The 20,682-nt window shown below is 73.0% G+C and carries 13 protein-coding genes, 1 pseudogene and 1 riboswitch; of the genes and pseudogenes, 12 read left to right on the top strand and 2 right to left on the bottom strand.

All coding sequences use genetic code 11. The features are described 5' to 3' along the window. Positions 1-146: 146 nt before the first annotated feature. Positions 147-716, top strand: coding sequence for a hypothetical protein (locus tag ACWDN5_RS39435; RefSeq protein ID WP_449679867.1), 570 nt, complete (start codon positions 147-149; stop codon positions 714-716). Positions 717-898: 182 nt separating this feature from the next. Here ACWDN5_RS39435 and ACWDN5_RS39430 read toward each other — a convergent pair. Then, a pseudogene (locus tag ACWDN5_RS39430) lies at positions 899-1,635 on the bottom strand (ArsR/SmtB family transcription factor). 64 nt (positions 1,636-1,699) lie between these two features. Between ACWDN5_RS39430 and ACWDN5_RS39425 the strand changes: the two are divergent. From ACWDN5_RS39425 to ACWDN5_RS39380, 10 genes are all read left to right on the top strand, one after another. Further along, positions 1,700-2,992, top strand: a complete 1,293-nt coding sequence (locus ACWDN5_RS39425; protein ID WP_449679866.1) for an MFS transporter — start codon at positions 1,700-1,702, stop codon at positions 2,990-2,992. A 238-nt stretch (positions 2,993-3,230) separates the two neighbouring features. Further along, on the top strand, positions 3,231-6,389 hold the full coding sequence (ileS, locus tag ACWDN5_RS39420; protein WP_449679865.1) for an isoleucine--tRNA ligase: 3,159 nt from the start codon (positions 3,231-3,233) through the stop codon (positions 6,387-6,389). Between the two features lie 74 nt (positions 6,390-6,463). After that, positions 6,464-8,089, top strand: a complete 1,626-nt coding sequence (locus tag ACWDN5_RS39415; RefSeq protein WP_449679864.1) for a penicillin-binding transpeptidase domain-containing protein — start codon at positions 6,464-6,466, stop codon at positions 8,087-8,089. 128 nt (positions 8,090-8,217) lie between these two features. After that, on the top strand, positions 8,218-8,973 hold the full coding sequence (locus ACWDN5_RS39410; protein WP_449679863.1) for an ArsR/SmtB family transcription factor: 756 nt from the start codon (positions 8,218-8,220) through the stop codon (positions 8,971-8,973). Between the two features lie 97 nt (positions 8,974-9,070). Then, a complete protein-coding gene (locus ACWDN5_RS39405; protein WP_310977402.1) occupies positions 9,071-10,549 on the top strand; it encodes a potassium/proton antiporter in 1,479 nt (492 codons plus the stop codon). Positions 10,550-10,627: 78 nt separating this feature from the next. Beyond that, a riboswitch (SAM riboswitch) is annotated at positions 10,628-10,742 on the top strand. Positions 10,743-10,782: 40 nt separating this feature from the next. Beyond that, positions 10,783-12,108, top strand: coding sequence for an aminotransferase class V-fold PLP-dependent enzyme (locus ACWDN5_RS39400; RefSeq protein ID WP_310977401.1), 1,326 nt, complete (start codon positions 10,783-10,785; stop codon positions 12,106-12,108). Between the two features lie 16 nt (positions 12,109-12,124). Next, positions 12,125-12,721, top strand: coding sequence for a hypothetical protein (locus ACWDN5_RS39395; RefSeq protein ID WP_449679862.1), 597 nt, complete (start codon positions 12,125-12,127; stop codon positions 12,719-12,721). Positions 12,722-12,725: 4 nt separating this feature from the next. Further along, a complete protein-coding gene (locus tag ACWDN5_RS39390; protein ID WP_449679861.1) occupies positions 12,726-13,322 on the top strand; it encodes a hypothetical protein in 597 nt (198 codons plus the stop codon). 77 nt (positions 13,323-13,399) lie between these two features. Further along, positions 13,400-13,996 (top strand): signal peptidase II, encoded by a 597-nt coding sequence (gene lspA, locus ACWDN5_RS39385; protein ID WP_310977429.1) that lies wholly within the window; start codon positions 13,400-13,402, stop codon positions 13,994-13,996. After that, entirely contained in the window at positions 13,993-14,922 is a 930-nt protein-coding gene (locus ACWDN5_RS39380; RefSeq protein WP_310977398.1) for an RluA family pseudouridine synthase, read from the top strand. The genes lspA and ACWDN5_RS39380 overlap by 4 nt, the downstream gene beginning before the upstream one ends. On the opposite strand, the gene ACWDN5_RS39375 is transcribed toward ACWDN5_RS39380, so the two are convergent. Continuing rightward, the gene (locus ACWDN5_RS39375) at positions 14,916-15,941 is read right to left on the bottom strand and encodes an AsnC family protein (protein WP_449679860.1); all 1,026 of its coding nucleotides are present in this window, start codon (positions 15,939-15,941) and stop codon (positions 14,916-14,918) included. The genes ACWDN5_RS39380 and ACWDN5_RS39375 overlap by 7 nt on opposite strands. 133 nt (positions 15,942-16,074) lie before the next feature. Between ACWDN5_RS39375 and ACWDN5_RS39370 the strand changes: the two genes are divergently transcribed. Then, positions 16,075-20,682: DUF885 domain-containing protein (locus tag ACWDN5_RS39370; RefSeq protein ID WP_449679859.1), on the top strand; the 4,608-nt coding region annotated here is incomplete at its 3' end.

Below are 20,682 nucleotides of genomic sequence, written 5' to 3'. Positions count from 1 at the left end.
TTTCTTTTTTGTGATATCCCTTTGTGGTGTTCCGCCTGGCCGGGGCCCCCCCCGTTGGCGGGGGTGCCCCACGGTTCGGAGTCGATCCGGCACCACCCGTGGGCGGGTCGTGGCCCGCTCCCAGGTCGTTCGTGCTGTAATGCAGCGTGCTTTACTTCGTGCTGGTCCTGGTACTGGCGGCTCTGGGGTTGCTCGTCACCGCGCTGATCACGGCTTCTTCGCTGTGGGCGTGGGTTTCCATCGGCCTGTCCGTGCTGGCCGGGCTGATCCTGGTCGCCGACTGGCTGCGCCGCCGTCGCCGGTCCGCCGCACCCGCGGCCACGCCCGTTGCCGCATCCGAGCCTGAGCCCGAGCCGGCGCCGGAGCCTGCCGAAGAGGAACAAACCACCCTGATCCCGGCCGCCGGCGACCTGGGTGACCCGGCCGACACGCCCGAACCCGACCCCGAACCGGCCGACGCTTCAGCCGAGACCGAAACGACCGCCGATACCGACCCGGGCGTGGAGGACACCCCGGAGGCCGACGTCGCGATCCTGGCCGACCTCGAGGACGAGGTCGTGGTCGTCGACGAGCACCCCCGCTACCACCTCCGCACCTGCGAGTGGCTCGGCCCCCGCGACACGATCCCCATCGGCGTCGGCGAGGCCCGCCAGCTCGGCTTCACCCCCTGCGACGTCTGCCGCCCCGACGCCACCCTGGTAGCCGCCCACCGCTAACGCCGTGTCGACCCCCCAATCACGCGTGTCGACCCTTCAATCACGCGTGTCGACCCTTCAATCACGCGTGGCGCCTCCTCAATCACGCGTGATGCCAGTGCAGTCGCGCGGGATGCCGGTACGGAACGGACGACACGCGTGTCTGGAGGGACGACACGCGTGATTGAAGGGACGACACGGCGTCAGGCGGCCAGGCCGAGGTGGGTTTTCAGGGCTTGCGCGCCGTCCGGAGTCAGCCGGAGCGCGCGGTGGGCCTGCGTTCGGCGCGTCACCCAGCCCGCGTCGAGGAACCGCGTCGCCACCGCCGCGCCCAGCGCGCCCGCCACGTGGTGCCGCTGCTCGCTCCAGTCCAGGCAGAACTTCAGCAACGGCCGCCGCCCGGTCGCCACGAGATCCACGTCGACACCCAGCGCGCCGAACACCGCAGCGGCCGCCGGCCCCAGCGTGTACGGGTGCTCGGCCAGCGGTGCCGAAATCCGGTCCACGGGACGCCGCCGCGTGTCGGACGCGCCCGCCAGCGCACCCCGGCCAGCAACGCCGACGTGACCGCCACCCCGAGCCGCCCGGCCAGGTGGTCGTAGCACGTCCGGGCGGTCCGCAACGCCTCCGCCCGCGTCCCCTCCCGTAACGACGTCACCGGCTGTGACGGCGAGCACCGCGCGAGCGTCTCCAGCAGCTCCGCGGTCTCCGGACCGGCCAGCCGGTAGAACCGGTGCCGCCCCGACTTCTCCGCGACGACCAGCCCCGCCGAACGCAGCTTCGCCAGGTGCGCACTGACACCCTGCGCGGACAGCCGGGCCTCGGCGGCCAGCACCGAGGCCGCCAGCGCGCGGCCGTCGGCCAGCGCGAGCAGCACCCGGACCCGCGCCGGGTCCGCGAACAGCGCGGCCGTGCGCGCGATGTCGGCGTCACCTTCCACCCGCCCAGGCTGCCCCCGCGACACTTCCACCCAAACGGAAGTGTCCGCGCGGTCCACTGGGGACATGCTCCTGCTCACCATGTGCGCCGGGATGTTCCTGGTGCAGCTGGACGTCACGGTCGTCAACGTCGCCCTGCCCGCCATCGGCACCGGCCTCCACGCCGGCCTCGCGGCCCAGCAGTGGGTGGTGGACGGCTACTCCGTCACCCTGGCCGCGTTCCTGCTCACCGGCGGTGCCCTCGGCGACGTCTTCGGCCACCGCCGGGTCGTCCTGACCGGCTTCGCGCTGTTCGGCGCGGCGTCGGCCGGCTGCGGCCTCGCCACCACCGCGCCGCTGCTCGTCGCCGCCCGCGCCGGCCAGGGCCTGGGTGCGGCGTTGCTGCTGCCCGGCACGCTCGCCGTGATCACGAACGCCCACCCCGGACACGCCGAGCGCGCGCGGGCCCTCGGCGTCTGGGCCGGCGTCTCGGCAGTCGCCTTGGCCGCGGGCCCGGTGCTCGGCGGCGCCGTCGTCACGGCGGTGGGCTGGCAGCCGGTGTTCTGGCTGAACGTCCCCGTCGTGCTGGCTGCCGCTTTCGCGACGGCGCGGCTCGTCCCGCGCGGCGAGCGCGTGCCCGGACGGCGGATCGACGTCGCCGGCGTCGCCACGGCAGCACCCGCCCTCGGCGCCGGTGTCTACGCGGTCATCGCCGGGAGCGTTCCGGCCGCGGTGGTGGCGGTCGTCGTGCTGGCCGCGTTCCTCGTGGTCGAACGCCGCTCGCGGGCGCCGATGCTCCCGCTCGGCATCGCCCGGCGGACCCTGCCCGCCACCTTCGTCTCGGCGGCGATGAACTTCGTGGGCATCGGGACGATCCTCGTCCTGACGCTGTACCTGCAGGACGTCCGGCGCGCCGGACCCCTCGAAGCCGGGCTCGAGCTGCTGCCGCTGTTCGGCCCGCTTTCGGTGCTGGCGCCGGTCGCGGGCCGGCTGGTCGCCCGGTTCGGGTCGCGGCCGCTGATGGTGGCCGGGCTCTCGCTCGGTGCCCTCGGCCTGCTGAACCTGGTGCTCCTCGACGAAAACTCCCGCTATCCGGCGTTCCTGCCGACGTTGCTCGGGCTCGGCATCGGCATGGGCCTGCTGACCACCGCCGTGGTGACGGCCGCGGTCAGCGGCGTCCCGGCCGAGCGCGCGGGCGTCGCCGGCGGCATCAACAACGCGGCCCGCCAAGCGGGCGGCGCGCTCGGGGTGGCGGTGCTCGGCGCGGTGTCGGACCGGGGACTGCCCACGGTCGGCGTCATCGCGGCGGCGTTGTGGCTGGTCGCGATCGGCGTGACCGTACGTGCCCCTCGTGACAACCCGGTTGCGCGGGCCGGTTAACCTGGTAGGCAACACGGCGTTGATCCGGCCATCACCGGGGAGCCTCCGGAAGAACCGAGCGTCACGCTCTCAGTAGAACCGGACGGGTGCGGCCCGTGACAGCCGTCGAATGAGCGGCCCGGGAGCACCTGCTGGGCAAGCGGGGTGGTACCGCGGAACGCCGAAAGTGTTTCGTCCCCGTGTGGGTGACCGGGAGCCCGGTCGTCCGTACGCGAGAGACGAACCGAGGAGCACCCGGATGTACCCCCAGGCCCAGCTCGGCGACGGCGCAGGAGTCCCGTCGCAGCCGTCGTTCCCCGCCCTGGAGAAGCAGGTCCTCGCCTACTGGGAGAGCGACCGGACCTTCCAGGCGACGATCGATGCGCGCCCCGCGGGCGAAAAGGGCGAGAACGAGTACGTCTTCTACGACGGTCCGCCCTTCGCCAACGGCCTGCCGCACTACGGCCACCTGCTCACCGGGTACGTCAAGGACCTGGTGCCGCGCTACCAGACCATGAAGGGCCGCAAGGTCGAGCGCCGCTTCGGCTGGGACACCCACGGCCTGCCCGCCGAGCTCGAAGCGATGCGCCAGCTCGGCATCACCGAGACGTCCGAGATCGAAGAGATGGGCATCGCGAAGTTCAACGCGGCTTCGCAGGAGTCCGTCCTCCGCTACACCGACGAGTGGCGCGAGTACGTCACCCGCCAGGCCCGCTGGGTCGACTTCGACAACGACTACAAGACCCTCGACGTCACGTACATGGAGTCGGTGCTGTGGGCGTTCAAACGCCTGTGGGACAAGGGACTCGTCTACGAGGGCTACCGCGTCCTGCCGTACTGCTGGCGCGACGCGACGCCGCTGTCGAACCACGAGCTCGGCATGGACTCCGACGTCTACCGCAACCGCCAGGACCCGGCCGTCACGGTCGGTTTCCGCCTGGAGGGCAACGGGAACGACCTCGACGGCACCTACCTGCTCATCTGGACGACGACGCCGTGGACACTGCCGTCGAACCTCGCCACGGCCGTGCACCCGGACGTCCAGTACGTCGTCGTGGAGAGCGAAGGCAAGCGGTTCCTGCTCGCCGAAGCACGGGTGGCCGCGTACGCGCGTGAACTCGGCGAGGAGCCGACGGTCGTCGCGCACTACACCGGCACGCAGCTGCTCGGAACCCGTTACGCCCCACCGTTCCCGTACTTCACCGGCACCGAGAACGCCCACCAGGTGCTGGCCGCCGACTACGTCACCACCGACGACGGCACCGGGATCGTCCACATCGCGCCCGCCTACGGTGCCGACGACAAGCTCGTCACCGACGCCGCCGGCATCCCGCCGGTCACCCCGGTCGACGCGCACGGCAAGTTCGACGCGACCGTGCCGGACTACGAGGGCCAGCAGGTCTTCGACGCCAACCCGAACATCGTGCGGGACCTCAAGAACGGCACCGGATCCGCGGCACGGCAGGGTGCCGTGCTGCTGCGGCACGAGACCTACGACCACAGCTACCCGCACTGCTGGCGCTGCCGGAACCCGCTGATCTACCGCGCGGTCTCGTCGTGGTTCGTCGCGGTGACGCAGTTCAAGGACCGGATGGTCGAGCTGAACCAGCAGATCACCTGGTACCCGGAGAACGTCAAGGACGGCCAGTTCGGGAAGTGGTTGGAGAACGCCATCGACTGGTCGATCTCCCGCAACCGGTACTTCGGCACGCCGATCCCGGTGTGGCAGTCCGACGACCCGGCGTACCCGCGCACCGACGTCTACGGCTCGCTCGACGAGCTCGAGGCGGACTTCGGCGTGCGGCTGGACAACCTGCACCGGCCCTACATCGACGAGCTGACCCGGCCGAACCCGGACGACCCTACGGGTGAGTCGACCATGCGCCGCGTCCCGGACGTCCTCGACGTCTGGTTCGACTCGGGCTCGATGCCCTACGCCCAGGTGCACTACCCGTTCGAGAACGCCGAGTGGTTCGAGCACCACTACCCGAGCGACTTCATCGTCGAGTACATCGGGCAGACGCGCGGCTGGTTCTACCTGCTGCACGTGCTCGCGACCGCGCTGTTCGACCGGCCGGCGTTCCGCACCTGCGTCTCGCACGGCATCGTGCTGGGCTCCGACGGCGCGAAGATGTCCAAGTCGCTGCGCAACTACCCGGACGTCAACGAGGTCTTCGAGCGCGACGGCTCCGACGCCATGCGCTGGTACCTGATGGCGAGCCCGATCCTGCGCGGCGGCAACCTCGTCGTCACCGACAAGGGCATCCGCGACGCCGTCCGCCAGGCCGTGCTGCCGCTGTGGAACTCCTACTACTTCCTCGCGCTGTACGCGAACGCCGAGGGCGTGGAAGGCCGGTGGCGCACCGATTCGGCGAACGTCCTCGACCGGTACGTCCTGGCGAAGACGCACGAACTGGTCACCGACGTCGAGTACGCGATGGACAACTACGACGTCGCGGGCGCGTGCCAGACCGTCCGGGACTTCCTCGAAGTCCTGACGAACTGGTACGTGCGCCGCTCGCGCGACCGCTTCTGGGCGGGCGAGGCGGACGCCATCGACACGCTGCACACCGTGCTGGAGGTGACTTCGCGGGTCGCGGCGCCGCTGCTGCCGCTGACCACCGAGGTCGTCTGGCGCGGGCTCACCGGCGGTCGTTCGGTGCACCTGACCGACTGGCCGAACGCCAACGACCTTCCCGCGGACGCGGCGCTGGTGACGGCGATGGACCGGGTGCGGCAGGTGGCGTCGTCGGCGCTGTCGCTGCGGAAGGCGAACAAGCTGCGCGTGCGGCTGCCGCTGTCGTCGCTGGTCGTGGCGGCCGAAGACGCCTCTTCGCTGGCGCCCTTCGCCGACATCCTCCGCGACGAGGTGAACGTCAAGGCGGTCGAGCTGACCACCGACGTCGCCGCGCACGGCGGGTTCGAGGTCGCGGTCAACGCCCGCGCCGCCGGGCCCCGCCTGGGCAAGGACGTCCAGACGGTGATCAAGGCCGTCAAGGCGGGGGACTGGTCGTTCCAGGGCGGCGCCGTGGTCGCGGCCGGGATCGCCCTCCAGGAAGGCGAATTCGAACGCCGGCTCGTCGCCAAGGGCGGCGGCGCGGCGGCGGAACTGCCCGGCGGGTCCGGCCTCGTCCTGATCGACACCGAGGTGACGCCGGAGCTGGCGGCCGAGGGCCTGGTCCGCGACCTGGTCCGGGTCGTGCAGCAGGCCCGCCGCGACGCCGGGCTCGACGTCGCCGACCGGATCGCGCTCACCGTCGACGCGCCGGACGACGTCGTGGCGGCGGCCCGGACGCACGAGGAGTTCCTCGCGTCGGAGACCCTCGCCACGTCGGTGACCCACGGCCCGGCCGGCGAGGGCTTCGCCGGCACGGTCGGGGACGGCACGAAGGTCACGGTGTCGGTCGCGAAATCATGATTGTCGGGGGTGGCCGGTAGGGTGCAGACTCGACCGGCCACCCACGGGTGGCTCCTTGGGGGAGGGGAACCGGAATGAGCCCTGGCAAGAGACGCGGCATCCTGATCGGTGGCGCGCTGCTGGTCGTCGTGGTCGTGGCGGCCGCGTTCTTCCTGCTGAACAGCGGAGGATCGACCCCGGAGGCCGCCACCGGCGCGACCACCGTGGAGAGCCCGGGCGCGCTCGACCCGAACACGGCGATCACCGAATACCTGCAGGACCTCGCCGAGAACAACCCGGACGCGGCGGGCCGGCTGACCGACGACAACGCGGCCGCCGCGGTCGCGCTGCGGGCCACCCGGAACACGCTGAACCCGACGTCGGTGGCCGCCAAGCTGACCGTCCTGCAGCCGTCCCCGGCCGGGGCGAACCGGACGGGCGGCACGTTCAGCATGTCCTGGACGCTGAAGCCGGGGCAGGTCTGGACCTACGACGTGCCGTTCGAGCTCGTGCAGAGCGGCGGGAAGTGGCTGGTGCACTGGGCGCCGTCGCTGCTGCACCCGAAGCTCGAGGCGGGCCAGCGGCTGGTGATCAGCACGGCCGCGCAGGACACGGTCGCGGTCGCCGACCGGGACGGCAAACCGCTGGTGATCAGCGGGGCCGGCGGCCCGCGGATGGTGGACGGCAACCCGGCGCCGCTGCTGCGCTCGGCGTTCGTCGGCCAGGTGACGGCCGCGGCCGGCAGCGGCTTCGCCGTCGAACGCGTCGACGGCGGCGGCAAGAGCCTCGAGCGGCTGTACGGGAAGACGTCGGACGCCGACGCGAAGCCGCTCGTGGCGAGCCTGAGCCTGGCCGCGCAGAACGCCGCCCAGGCCGCGGTGGACGGCTACCAGGGATCGGCGATGCTCGTCGCCCTCGACACGGGCTCGGGGGACATCCTCGCGGTCGCGCAGAACGCCGCGGCCGGGAACGCGCCGAAGGCGCTCAACGGCCTGTACGAGCCGGGCTCGTCGTTCAAGATCGCGACGTCGGTGGCGGCGGTCCAGCAGAGCGGCCTGAACGCGGGGTCGCCGGTCGACTGCCCGGGCGTCGCGACGATCGGCACGCGGACGGTCAAGAACGAGGGCTTCGAACTGGGCGCGACGAACCTCCAGACGGCGTTCGCGCGCTCCTGCAACACCACGTTCGGCCAGCTCGCGCTCGCCCTGCCCGCGGACGGACTCAAGAAGGCGGCCGACGAGCTGGGCCTCAACGCCGACTACGACATCCCCGGGATCAAGACCGAGCTGGGCAAGGTCGAGCCCGCGGCGAGCAAGGACGAGCAGGTCGAGGACGGGTTCGGCCAGGGCCGCATCCAGGCCAGCGCCCTCGGCGGCACGCTGATGGCGGCCACGGTGGCGACCGGCAAGGCGATCACGCCCCGGCTGTGGCACGACCTGGAGACCTCGGTCGTCAAGGGCTACTCGCCGCCGCCGGCGTCGGTGCTCGGGGAAGTGCGGAAGATGATGCACGCGGTGGTCCAGAGCGGCACCGGCCGCGCGGCGGCGTCGGCGGGCAACGTCTTCGGCAAGACGGGCACGGCCCAGTTCGGCGACGGCTCGAACGCCACGGGCTGGTTCGTCGGCTACCGCGGCAGCATCGCCTTCGCCGTGGTCCTCGAAAAGTCGAACGACTCCGGCCCGGCCGTCCAGCTGGCCGCCAAGTTCCTCAAGGCCCTCTGACCCGCACCGGCCCGCAGCCGCCGTGTCGTCCATCCAGGTACGCGTGTCGTCCGTCCAGGTACGCGTGTCGTCCGGCCGGGTACGAAGGTTCGGCCGTGGCCGACGGGTCGGGGCCGTAGCGTGGGGGCATGGAGACGATCGCGCTGGCCGAGGTGGCCGCGGTGCTCGCCGACCCGAGCCGGGCCACCATGTGCCTCGTGCTGCTGGACGGGCGGGCCTGGACCGTCGGCGAGCTCGCGAAGGCGGCCGGGATCGCGCTCTCGACGGCCAGCGAGCACGTCACCCGGCTGGCCGGTGCCGGCTTCGTCGCCCGCGTCAAGCAGGGGCGGGCCAGCTACGTCCGGATCGCCGACCCGCGGGTCGCCGAGCTGATCGAGCACCTGGCCCAGCACGCAGTGACATCCGGGGCGCTGCCCCGGGCCGGGGGCTCCGCCACCCGGAGCCCCCGAAAGGCTGCCGGTCACCGGCCGGTCACCGGCCTCAAGTCCTCCCTGCGCGCCCGGCGGCTCGGCTTCGCCCGGACCTGCTACGACCACCTCGCCGGCGAGCTCGGCGTCGCCCTCCGCGAGGGCATGCTCGCCACCGGCCTGCTCGACACCGCCGCCGGGCTGGCGCTGACCCCGCGCGGCCGCGACGTCCTGGCGGCTCTCGGCGTCCCCGTCGCGGCCGGGCGGCGGCCGCTGCTGCGTGACTGTCTGGATTGGACGGAGCGCCGCGACCACCTCGCCGGCGCCCTGCCCGCCGCGCTGCTCGAGCGGGCGGTCGACGCCGGCTGGGTGGCCCGGGACGGTCACCGCGCGGTCAAGGTGCTGCCGGCAGCGGGGGAGCCGTTCGCCGCGCTCGGTGTCGATCTCGACGCGCTCAGTGGTGTTGCGGCGCCTTAACACACCGGGTGTCCGGCGCCGGGCAGCGGTACACGAACGAGTTAATCCACGTGCCTCACTATTCTGAGAGCCCCACGGCACTCGGGAGGAGGCGGGCATGGACCAGCTTCCCGTGCTGCTCGGCGTCGGCGGCGTCGTCCTCCTCGCGTCCGTGCTGGCCGTGCGCGTGTCGATCCGGCTCGGCCTGCCCTCGCTGCTGCTGTACCTGGGGATCGGCGTCCTGCTGGGCGAAGCCGGCTTCGGCATCCGGTTCGACAACCCCGGCCTGACCCAGTCGCTCGGCCTCGCCGCCCTCGTCATGATCCTCGCCGAAGGCGGGCTGACCACCCGGTGGTCGGCGGTGAAACCCGCGCTGGGCCGCGGGATCGCACTGTCCACAGTGGCCGTAGTGGTGAGCGTTGCGGCCACCGGCGCGGCCCTGCACTGGCTGCTGGGCCTCGACTGGCGGCTGGCGCTGCTGTGGGGCGCGGTGCTCGCCTCGACCGACGCGGCCGCGGTGTTCTCGGTGCTGCGCACGGCCGGGATCGGCAAACGGCTCACCGGCGCGCTCGAACTCGAGTCGGGGATCAACGACGCACCGGCCTACATCGCCGTCGTGGTGCTGGCCGAAGGCACCACTGTGGACTGGACGCTGCCGCTGCTGGTGGTCTACGAGCTGACGGCGGGCCTGGTCATCGGCCTCGCCTTCGGCTGGCTCGGCGGGATCGCGCTGCGCCGGGCCGCGCTCCCGGCGACCGGCCTCTACCCGCTGGCCACGGTCGCGGTGTGCGTCGTCGCCTACTCGTCCGGGCAGCTGCTGCACGCGTCCGGGCTGCTCGCCACCTACGTCGCCGCGCTGGTGCTCGGCAATTCGCGGCTGCCGCACCGGTCGGACACGCTCTCGTTCGCCGAGGGCCTGGGGTGGCTGGCCCAGATCGGGCTGTTCGTGCTGCTCGGGCTGTTCGCCTCGCCGGGCCGGCTGCTCGACGCGATCGTGCCGGGCCTGGTCGCGGGCGCGGTGGTGCTGCTGCTGGCGCGGCCGGTCTCGGTGGTGCTGTCGATGCTGCCGTTCCGCCTGCCGTGGCGGGAACAGGTGTTCCTGTCGTGGGCCGGGCTGCGCGGCGCGGTGCCGATCGTGCTCGCCATGATCCCGTTGTCGCAGGGCCTGCCGGGCGCGCAGCGGCTGGTCGACGCGGTGTTCGTGCTGGTCATCGTGCTGACGCTGGTCCAGGGGGCGACGCTCGGCCCGCTCGCGCGCACGCTCGGGCTGGCCAAGAAGTCCGAAGCGCACGAGATCGAGGTCGACTCCGCGCCGCTGGACGAGCTCGGCGCCGAACTGCTGCAGGTCCGCATCCAGCCGGGGTCGAAGATGCACGGCGTGTACCTGTCCGAGCTGCGGCTGCCGGTCGGGGCGACGATCAGCCTGGTCGTCCGCGACGGCGCCGGGTTCACCCCGCAGAAGACCAGCCGGTTGCAGGAGAACGACCAGCTCCTGGTCGTCACGACGAGCGCGGTCCGCGACGCGGTCGAACGCCGGCTGCGCGCCGTCGACCGGGCCGGCCGCCTGGCCCGCTGGAAGGGCGAATCCGGTCGCTGAGCACGCTCTGTGACCGGCGTCTCAGAATGTGCGACGGGGGTTGGCGCCCGGGCGCGCTCTCGGTTACCTTTCGAACCAGGTCATGAGTGCCAGCGCGAAGCCCCGGCTTGCTGGCCGGCAACCCTCCTACCGCGGTGGGGTGCCCCGGGTGAAGACCGGGCCGGTCGCGCCGTGCGACGGGCAAGCGCGGGCCCCTCGCCGGGGGTCCCCCGGATCGCCGAGGAGGCACCCCGATGACTCTCGCCATCGACCGCACCCAGCTCGAAGCCCCTGCCGTTCCCGCCGTCGCCGGGGCGTCGCTGCGGGTTCCGCTGGTGACCGGCGGGGACATCGGCTACGCCAATCTCGACCACGCCGCGAGCGCACCCTGCCTCGACGCCGTCCGCGCGAAGGTCGACGAGTTCCTGCCCTGGTACGCCAGCGTCCACCGCGGCGCCGGCTTCGCGTCGCAGGTCTCCACCAAGCTCTACGAGCGCACCCGCGACGTCCTGCGCCGCTTCGTCGACGCGCGGCGGACCGACACCGTCGTCTTCACCCGCAACACCACCGACTCCTTCAACCTCCTCGCCCGCAGCCTTCCCCGGCACACCACGGTGGTCGTCTTCGACACCGAGCACCACGCCGCGCTGCTGCCGTGGCACGGCCCGAACGTCCGGCGGATCCCGACGCCGCGCACCCGCCTCGCCGCGGTGTCCGCTGTGGACGAAGCACTCGCCGAAGCCCCGCAGGGCCCGCGGCTGGTCGTCGTCACCGGGGCGTCCAATGTGACCGGTGAGCTGCTCCCGGTGGCGGAAATCGCGGCCGTGGCGCGGAAACACGGCGCCCGGATCGCCCTCGACGCCGCCCAGCTGGCCCCGCACCGCCGGATCTCGCTCAAGGAACTCGACGTCGACTACGTCGCGCTGTCCGGCCACAAGCTGTACGCGCCCTTCGGTGCAGGCGCGCTGATCGGCCGTGCCGACTGGCTGCGCGCGGCCCGCCCGTACCTCGCCGGCGGCGGTGCGACCAAGCTCGTCACCGAAGACGCCGTCGTCTGGAACACCGGCCCGGAGCGCCACGAAGCCGGCTCGCCCAACACCGTCGGCGTGTACGCGCTCGGCGTCGCGTGCGAGACCCTCGGCGAAAACTGGGCCGCGATCGAAGACCACGAGCAGGCCCTGCTCGCCCGGCTCCGCAAGGGCCTCGAGAGCATCCCGGGCTGCGCCGAGCTGCGGCTGTTCGACGCGCCGGTCGACCGGGTCGGCACGGTCAGCTTCGTCGTCGACGGTTTCGACCCCGGCTGGCTCGCCGCGGTCCTGTCCGCCGAGTACGGCATCGGCGTCCGCGACGGCGCCTTCTGCGCCCACATCGCGGCCAAGCGCCTGATCGGCCGCACCGGCGGCGACGGGCAGCAGGCGGTCCGCGTCAGCCTCGGCCTCGGCAGCACGGAGGAACACGTCGACCGCGTGCTCCTCGCCCTGCGGCAGATCGTCGCCCGCGGAGCCCGCTGGGAGTACGCGAAGGTGGACGGCCGCTGGGCCCCGGTCGGCGACCCGCGCGAGCTGCCGCCGTTCTGTTGAACGCTGGCCTGGGCCGATGGGGAGAGGGCCGCGTTTCTGGTTTCCGCTGGCACTGCTGGGGTTCGCGCAGCTCGGCTCGGTCGTCGTGCAGCTGCTGTGGCGCCGGAGCCGGGCCGAAAGCGAGTCCGCGAACCTCCTCCTCGCACCGGCGGTCCCGCCCGGCGCGACCGAGTACAGCCGCGCGCAGCGGTGGCCGCTGGACTTCCACGTCGGGGACAGCAGCCTCCCGGTCGGGCCGGTGTGGCTGGTCACACTCGGCGTGGCCGTCCTCGGCACCGCCGTCTGGTACGCGTTCGCCCGGCGGCCGGGCCGGGTGGGGTGGTTCGTCCTCGGCACGATCGCCGCGCTGCTCGCCGTCCCGCTGCTCGACCTGGTCGGGTCCTGGCAGTTCCGCCTCGGCGACGGCCTGCGCGGCCCGCTCCTGGCCACCCTCGGCCTGCTGCTGCTCGCCGCCTGCGAACGCAGCCGGTTCGTCCTGCTGACGACGGTGGCATTCGCCCTGGTCGCCGTGGTGCTCTCGGCGGACACGGCGGGGATGCTGGCCTCGGCGATGATCCTGCTCGCCGCCGCCTTCATCGCCCTGCTGCGGGGAAGCCCGCGCTCGATACCCTGACCCGATGGGGTGTTCACGGCGGTCCTGGTTCCCGCTGGCCGCGCTGGGGTTCGCGCTGATCGTGCTGGTGGCCGTCGACCTGGTCACGGACCGCCCCGAAAGCACGCTGGGGTACCAGCGGTCGCACGGCTTCGCGACCAACGAGCTCAACGGCACCGGCCTGGCGAGCGAGCAGCGAGCGATCGCCGTCGCCGTCGACGTGGTGCCCTCGGCGCGGCTCGGCTGGCTCGCCGGTCTCGTCTGCGTGGTGCTCGCCGTGGCCGCTTGGTACTGGCGGCAGCTACGGCCCGAGCGTCCCGGCCGGTTCCTGCTCGGCACGCTCGGGGCGCTGGCCGCCGTCCCGCTGCTCGACCTGGTCGGCGCCCTCCAGTTCCGGCTCGGCGGCGACGTCCGCGGCGCGCTCCTGGCGACGCTCGGCCTCCTGCTGCTGGCCGGCTGCGAACGCAGCTGGTTCCTGCTGGCCGTCACCGGCGTGTTCGCGCTGGTCGCGACGGTTTTCCTGCCTCCGGCAGCCGGCGCGCTCGCCGCGGCGGGCATCCTGTTCGCGGCCGCCTTCGCCGTGCTCCTGCGGCCGCGTCCGGACGGGCCCGCCGCCGCCTGACCAGCGCCGTGGACAATGGACCGGTGAGCACCGAGCCCAGCCACTCCGAACCCGACACCGCCGCGCCCGCCGAGGCGGTGCCCGATCCGGCCGCCGACGCGCCCGAGAACCCGGAGGTGCCGGCGAAGCCGCTGCTGCCGAAGCGGCGGGTCGGCTGGGTCTTCGCGGTCGCCGTCGTGTTCTGGGCGATCGACCTGGTGACGAAGAACCTGGTCGTCGCCAACCTGGAGGGCAAGGAGCCGGTCAAGGTCCTCGGCGGGCTGATCTACCTGCAGGTGATCCGCAACCCCGGCGCCGCCTTCTCGATGGCCACCGGCATGACCTGGGTGCTCGCCCTGGTCGCGCTCGCCGTGGTCATCGCGATCATCTGGCTGTCGCGGCGGCTGCGCTCGATCGGCTGGGCGATCGGCCTCGGCCTGGTGCTCGCCGGCGCCACCGGCAACCTGACCGACCGCATCTTCCGCGCGCCCGGCGGGCTGCAGGGTCACGTCGTCGACTTCATCTCGGCCTTCGCGCCCAACGGCAAGGGCTTCGCGATCTTCAACATCGCCGACTCCGCGATCTGCGTCGGCGGCGCCCTGATCGTGCTGCTGTCCCTGCTGGGCAAGGACTACGACGGCACGTCGACCAAGGACAAGAAGAAGGCCGAGCAGCAGCAGGAGGAGCAGGCGTGAGCTCGCGGATGCTCCCGGTTCCCGACGGGCTCGACGGGATGCGGGTCGACGCCGGCCTGGCCAAGCTGCTCGGGCTGTCCCGCACGGTCGTCGCCGAGCTCGCCGAGTCCGGGGACGTCCTGCTCGACGGCCGTCCCGCGGGCAAGTCCGACCGCCTGTCCGGCGGCGGCCTGCTGGAGATCACCCTGCCGGAGCCGGCGAACCCGGTCGAGGTCGTCGCGCAGCCGGTCGAAGGCATGCAGATCCTGCACGACGACGACGACATCGTGGTGATCTCGAAGCCGGTCGGCGTCGCGGTGCACCCGAGCCCGGGCTGGACCGGCCCCACCGTCGTCGGCGGCCTCGCCGCGGCCGGACTGCGGATCGCGACGTCGGGCGCGGCCGAACGCCAGGGCGTGGTCCACCGGCTCGACGCGGGCACCACCGGTGTGATGGTGGTGGCCAAGAGCGAGCACGCCTACACCGTGCTCAAGCGCGCGTTCAAGGAGCGCACGGTCGACAAGGGCTACCACGCGATCGTCCAGGGCCACCCGGACCCGACGCGCGGCACGATCGACGCCCCGATCGACCGCCACCCGCGCCACGACTACAAGTTCGCGGTGGTCCAGGGCGGCCGCCCGAGCGTGACGCACTACGAGGTCGTCGAGGCGTTCCGGGCGGCGTCGCTCGCGCACATCAAGCTCGAAACCGGGCGGACGCACCAGATCCGCGTCCACTTCTCGGCGCTGCGGCATCCCTGCGTCGGCGACCTGACCTACGGCGCCGACCCGGTCCTGGCCCGCCACCTCGGCCTGAGCCGGCAGTGGCTGCACGCGAAGACCCTGGCCTTCGCCCACCCCGCGGACGGCCGCTGGGTCGAGTTCGAATCGGAGTACCCGGAGGACCTGGCGAAGGCCCTGGAAATCCTGCGCGACGAGAGCTACTGATCCTCGATCGACCAGGTCAGGGTGCGCTCGTCCGGCTCCGGCCGGGGGCTCCAGCGGACCGAGACGACGCGGGTGGCGTCCGGCAGCACGTAAACCGTGTGGCCGCCCAGCGTCTCGCCCGGTTTGACGCCGATCTTGTGCGGCGGCCGGGACGTCAGCGACACCGGTGCCTTGCCGATCGCCTGGCCGTCGGCGGCGAGCAGTTCGAGGTAGTTGTCCGGCAGTGACGCGAACGGGATCGACCCGCGGTTGGTGATCTCGGTGTGCACCACGACCGCGCGTTCGCCGTCCTCCAGCCGGTACCCGGCCGCGCTGAACAGGTAGTCGGCCGGGTCCTGGACCTCCAGGAGCTGCACCGACAGCTGCTCGCCCTCCAGGCCCTGGGTCTCCATGACCTCGCCGAGCCGGCCCCGCTTGCCGGCCGCGGGCCCGCTCGGCCGCGCGGGTTCGTCGCCGCGGGCCCACGACGCCGTCTGCGGGACGCCCCACGTGCTCACGGCCGGGTCGAGCGGCACCGGCGGCGGCGTGAACGGCCGGGGCGGGCGCGGCGGTTGCTGCTGGGGCGGCGGGCCCGGGTAGCGGCCGGACGGCGTCCCCTGGACGTTGTACGGCCCCGAGGGTGCCCCTTGGACGTTGTACGGCCCCGACGGCGCACCTTGGACGGTGTACGGCCCGGAAGGGGCGCCTTGGACGGTGTACGGCCCCGAAGGCGTCCCCTGGACCGGCGGCGGCATCGGCGGCGCGGGCGGCTGCGAAGGCACGGGCTGCGAAGGCGGCGGGAACTGCGGCGGCCGGTTCGCCCACGACGGCGGCGCGCCGGCGATGGCCGCGCGCAGGCCGTTCGGGTCGCTTTCGACGCCGACGAGCAGGGGGAGCCCGCTGCCGGAGAGGGCGACCAGCCGGTAGGCGACTTCGCGGGGGTCCATGCCGACCTTGGCCGCCAGCTCGTGCACCGCCGCCTTGCCGAGGTCGGCGAGCGCGGCGAGCAGGCGGGTATCCACGGGATCGGTCACGGCCACCTGAAGAACGCTACCTCCTGGCCGATCCGCGGCGCCGCAGGCCGTCCGCCCCGGGCGAACGGCGCGGCGGTTCTGTCGGTGATCTCCGTTAGGGTCGGCCGAGAGCACATCAGCCGAAGCTGGGGGTCCTGCCATGACCGCGGTCACCGAACTCGCCGACGAGTTCGTCGAAGCGCTGTTCGCCGCCGATCCGCTGACGCCGGCCCTGCTGGGCATCCGCCCGGCGGAGCCCGGCCTGGCGGACCTGTCGGCCGAAGCCGAGCGCGCGTTCCGGGCCCGGCTCGTGGCGTTCCTCGAGCGGGCCCGCGCGTTGGAGCCGGACAGCGCCGAGGACCGGGTCACCCGCGAAGTGCTGATCACCACGGCCGAGAACCGCATCGCCTCGATCGACAGCCGGCTCGTCGAATTCGCCGTCACCGACCTGTCCATCGGGCCCGCGGCGGGCCTGCTGATGGCCCTGCCGATGACCACGGTGACGGCGGGCGAGGCCGCGGAGGCCCAGCTCGGCCGGCTGGCCGCGATCCCGGTGTACCTGCGCCAGGCCGCGCGGCGGCACGCCGAGGGCATCGCCGACGGCCTGCTCCCGGTGGCCCACCTGGTCGACGCCGCGGTCGCGCACCTCGACCGGTACCTCGCCGACCCGGCGGCCGACCCGCTGCGCCGCCAGCCCGCCCCGGACGAGGAGTTCGAGCGGCGGCGGGAGGAGCTGCTCACCGACGTCGTCCGGCCGGCCTTCGCCGAGTACCGCGAGTTCCTGATCGCCGAGGTCAAGCCACACGGACGCCCCGCGGACCGGCCGGGCGTGTCGTGGCTGCCCGGCGGCGCGGAGACCTACACCGGCTTGGCGCGGATGCACACGACCACCGGGCTCACCCCGGAGGAACTGCACCGGATCGGCCTCGACACCATCGAGGCGCTCGCCGCCGAGTACCGCGAGCTGGGGCTGAAGGTGTTCGGCACCGACGACCTGGCCGCGATCTTCGAGCGCCTGCGCACCGACCCGGGGCTGCGCTGGCGCAGCGCGGACGAGCTGCTGGAGACCGCCCGCACGGCCGTCGCCAGGGCGACGGCGGAAGCGCCGAAGTGGTTCGGCCGGATCCCGGAGCAGCAGTGCACGGTCGAAGCGGTGCCGGCGGAGGTCGCGCCCGGCGCGCCCGCGGCGTACTACCTGCGCCCGGCCGGCGACGGCTCGCGACCGGGCATCTACTTCGCGAACACCCACGAAGCCACCGAGCGGCTGCGGCACATGGCCGAAACGACGGCGTTCCACGAAGCCGTGCCGGGCCACCACTTCCAGCTCAGCATCGCGCAGGGGCTCACCGAGCTGCCGCTGCTGCGCCGCATCGGCATGTTCAACGCCTACGTCGAGGGCTGGGGGCTCTACAGCGAGCGCCTCGCCGAGGAAATGGGGCTGTACTCCGACGACGTCGCCCGGCTCGGCATGCTGGCCGGCGACTCGCTGCGGGCGGGCCGGCTGGTCGTCGACACCGGGCTGCACGCACTGGGGTGGAGCCGGCAGCAGGCCGTCGACTACCTGCTCGAGCACACGCCGGAGGCGCGCCCGGAGATCGAGTCCGAGGTCGACCGCTACATCGCCTGGCCCGGCCAGGCGCTCGGGTACATGGTGGGGCGGCGGGAGATCCAGCGCGCCCGGGCCCGCGCGTCGCAGCGGCTCGGCTCGCGGTTCGACGTCCGCGCGTTCCACGACCTCGTGCTGGCCGGCGGCCAGCTGCCGCTGTCGGTGCTCGCCACGGTCGTCGACGAATGGGTGGCCGGGCACGGCGACACCGTCGACGGCCTGGCGAGCGAGCTCGTCGAGCTGTCCTTCGAGCAGGAGCCGCTGCACCCGTCGGTGCTCGGGCTGCCCGGCGACCACGACCGCCTCGGTGACCAGACCCGGACCGCGCAGGAGCGCTTCCGGGCCGCGTACCGGGGCCTCGCGGATCGTGCGCGGGCCCTGGCCACCGAGGGCCTGACGCCGGAGGAGGCCGTCACCCGCGAGGTCGTGATCGCGGCCTCCGAGGTCGAGGCCGATCGGCTCGGCGCGCGATCGGCCGATCTCGGTGTCAGCGACGGGCTCACCGCGCCCGCCCTCGGCCTGCTGATGTACCTCCCGTACTACGCGCTGGACGACGAGAAGAAGGCGCGCGGCTACCTGGCCCGGCTCGCCGCGATCGAGCCGTTCCTCGCCAACCTGGCCGAGCGGCAGCGCGAAAGCCTGGCCGAAGGCCTGGTGCCGCCGGCGTACCTGGCCCGCGTCGGCATCGAGTACATCGACCGCTACCTGGCGGCGGCGGACACCGACCCGCTGAAGGTGAGCACGACCGCGGCCGTCGAAGGCTTCGAAACCGAGCGGGACAGGCTGCTCGCCGAGGTCGTCCACCCGGCTTACGCGCGCTACCGCGACTTCCTGCGTGACGAGGTCGAGCCGGTCGGGCGGCCCGAGACCGCGCCGGGCATCTCCCACGTGCCGGGCGGGGCCGAGCGGTACGCCGCGCTGATCCGCGCGGAGACGACCACCGAGCGCACGGCGCAGGAGCTGCACGAGACCGGGCTGGCGCTGATCGGGAAGCTCGCGGAGGAGTACCGCGAGCTGGGCGCGAAGGTGTTCGGCACCACGGAGCTCGGCGAGATCTTCGAGCGCCTGCGCACCGATCCGGCGTTGCGCTGGCGGGACGGCGAGGAACTGCTGTCCGCGGCCCGGGACGCGATCGCCCGCGCCGAAGCCGTCGCGCCGCGGTGGTTCTCGCGCATCCCGGCCGAGAAGTGCGAGGTCGCGCCGGTACCGGAGGCCGATGCGGCGAGCGGCACGATCGCCTACTACCTCCAGCCCTCGCTCGACGGCACGCGCCCGGGCACCTACTACGCGAACACCTACGAAGCCGAGAAGCGGCCGCGGTTCACGAGTGAGGCGATCGCGTTCCACGAAGCCGTTCCGGGGCACCACTTCCAGCTCAGCCTGGCGCAGGAGCTGCGGGACCTGCCGCTGCTGCGGCGGATCGGCATGTTCAACGCCTACGCCGAGGGCTGGGGCCTCTACGCCGAGCGGCTCGCGGACGAGATGGGCCTGTACTCCGACGACGTCTCCCGGCTGGGCATGCTGACGCAGGATTCGATGCGCGCGGGCCGGCTGGTCGTCGACACCGGGCTGCACGCGCTGGGCTGGAGCCGGCAGCAGGCCATCGACTTCCTGGTCGAGCACACGCCGATGGCGCGGCTGGAGATCGAGGCGGAGATCGACCGGTACGTCGGCTGGCCGGCGCAGGCGCTGGGCTACATGGTCGGGCGGCTGGAGATCCAGCGGCTGCGGGCCGAGGCCGAGGAGGCGCTGGGCGAGCGGTTCGACATCCGCGGCTTCCACGAAGTCGTGCTGGGCCACGGCATGCTGCCGCTGTCCGCGCTGGCGAAGGTGGTCGGGGACTGGGTGGGCGGGCAGCTCGACACGCCCGGGAAACTGGCCGATGAGCTGCTCGAGCTGGACTTCGAACGGCAGCCGCTGTACCCGTCGCTGTACGGCCTGCCCGGCGATCCCGGCCGGCTGCCCGATCCGAGCGCGGCGGCCGAAGCCCGGCTCCGCGCCGGCTATGCGGCGATCGCCGCGCGGGCCGCGGCGCTCGACACCGCAGGGTTGCCCGCCGAGGAGCGGGTCACCCGGGAAGTCGTGCTCTCCCAGGCGAAAGCGGCCATCGACGAGATGGACTCCGGCCGCGCCGACATCTCGGTCAGCGACGGGCTCGCCGCGCCCGCGCTGCAGCTGCTGCTCTACCTGCCGCAGACGGTGCTGGACGACGAGCCGAAGGTCCGTGGTTACCTGAGCCGGCTCGCCGGAATGGGGGACTACCTCGACGCGCTGATCGAGCGGCAGCGCGCGGCGGCGGCCGAGGGGCGGGTGCCGCCGGGCTTCCTGGTGGCTGTCGGCGTCGAGTACGTCGACCGCTACCTCGGCGCGCCCGAGAACGACCCCCTGCGGGTGACACCGGCGCACGCGCTCGAAGGCTTCGAGGTCGAACGGGATCGCCTGCTCGCCGAGGTCGTCCGGCCGGCCTACCGGCGGTACCGGGACTTCCTGGCCGACGAGCTCGCGCCGGTGGCCCGCCCCGAGACGTCGCCGGGCATCGGTGCCCTGCCGGGCGGTCCGGAGCGGTACGCCGCGCTGATCCGCGTCGAAACGACCACCGAGCGCACGGCGCAGGACCTGCACGACACCGGGCTCGCGCTGATCGAGAAGCTGGCGGGGGAGTACCGCGAGCTGGGCGGGAAGCTGTTCGGCACCACGGACCTCGGGGAGATCTTCGACCGGATCCGGACCGACCCGGCGCTGCGCTGGCGGGACGGCGAGGAACTGCTGGCCGGGGCCCGGGCCGCCATCACCCGCGCGGAAACCGTGGCCGGGCAGTGGTTCTCGCGGGTGCCGGAGCAGCAGTGCCGGGTGGCGCCGGTGCCGGAAGCGGACGCGGCGAGCGGCACGATCGCGTACTACCTCCAGCCGTCGCTCGACGGGACGCGCCCGGGCACGTACTACGCGAACACGTTCGAGGCGGAGAAGCGGCCGCGGTTCACGAGTGAGGCGATCGCGTTCCACGAAGCGGTTCCGGGGCACCACTTCCAGCTCAGCCTGGCCCAGGAGCTCACCGAGCTGCCGCTGCTGCGCCGGATCCTGCACGTCAACGCCTACGCCGAGGGCTGGGGCCTCTACGCCGAGCGGCTCGCGGACGAGATGGGCCTGTACTCCGACGACGTC

It is taken from the genome of Amycolatopsis sp. NPDC003731 (assembly GCF_053586895.1).
The sequence above is the reverse complement of the archived record's forward strand: the minus strand, read 5'-3'. Positions and strand labels throughout refer to the sequence as shown.

Coding starts and splice junctions, on each gene's coding strand:
- ACWDN5_RS39390 (WP_449679861.1), top strand. CDS start 12,726: ATGGGGTGTTCACGGCGGTCCTGGTTCCCGCTGGCCGCGCTGGGGTTC.
- ACWDN5_RS39425 (WP_449679866.1), top strand. CDS start 1,700: ATGCTCCTGCTCACCATGTGCGCCGGGATGTTCCTGGTGCAGCTGGAC.
- ACWDN5_RS39415 (WP_449679864.1), top strand. CDS start 6,464: ATGAGCCCTGGCAAGAGACGCGGCATCCTGATCGGTGGCGCGCTGCTG.
- ACWDN5_RS39410 (WP_449679863.1), top strand. CDS start 8,218: ATGGAGACGATCGCGCTGGCCGAGGTGGCCGCGGTGCTCGCCGACCCG.
- ACWDN5_RS39400 (WP_310977401.1), top strand. CDS start 10,783: ATGACTCTCGCCATCGACCGCACCCAGCTCGAAGCCCCTGCCGTTCCC.
- ileS (WP_449679865.1), top strand. CDS start 3,231: ATGTACCCCCAGGCCCAGCTCGGCGACGGCGCAGGAGTCCCGTCGCAG.
- ACWDN5_RS39395 (WP_449679862.1), top strand. CDS start 12,125: ATGGGGAGAGGGCCGCGTTTCTGGTTTCCGCTGGCACTGCTGGGGTTC.
- ACWDN5_RS39405 (WP_310977402.1), top strand. CDS start 9,071: ATGGACCAGCTTCCCGTGCTGCTCGGCGTCGGCGGCGTCGTCCTCCTC.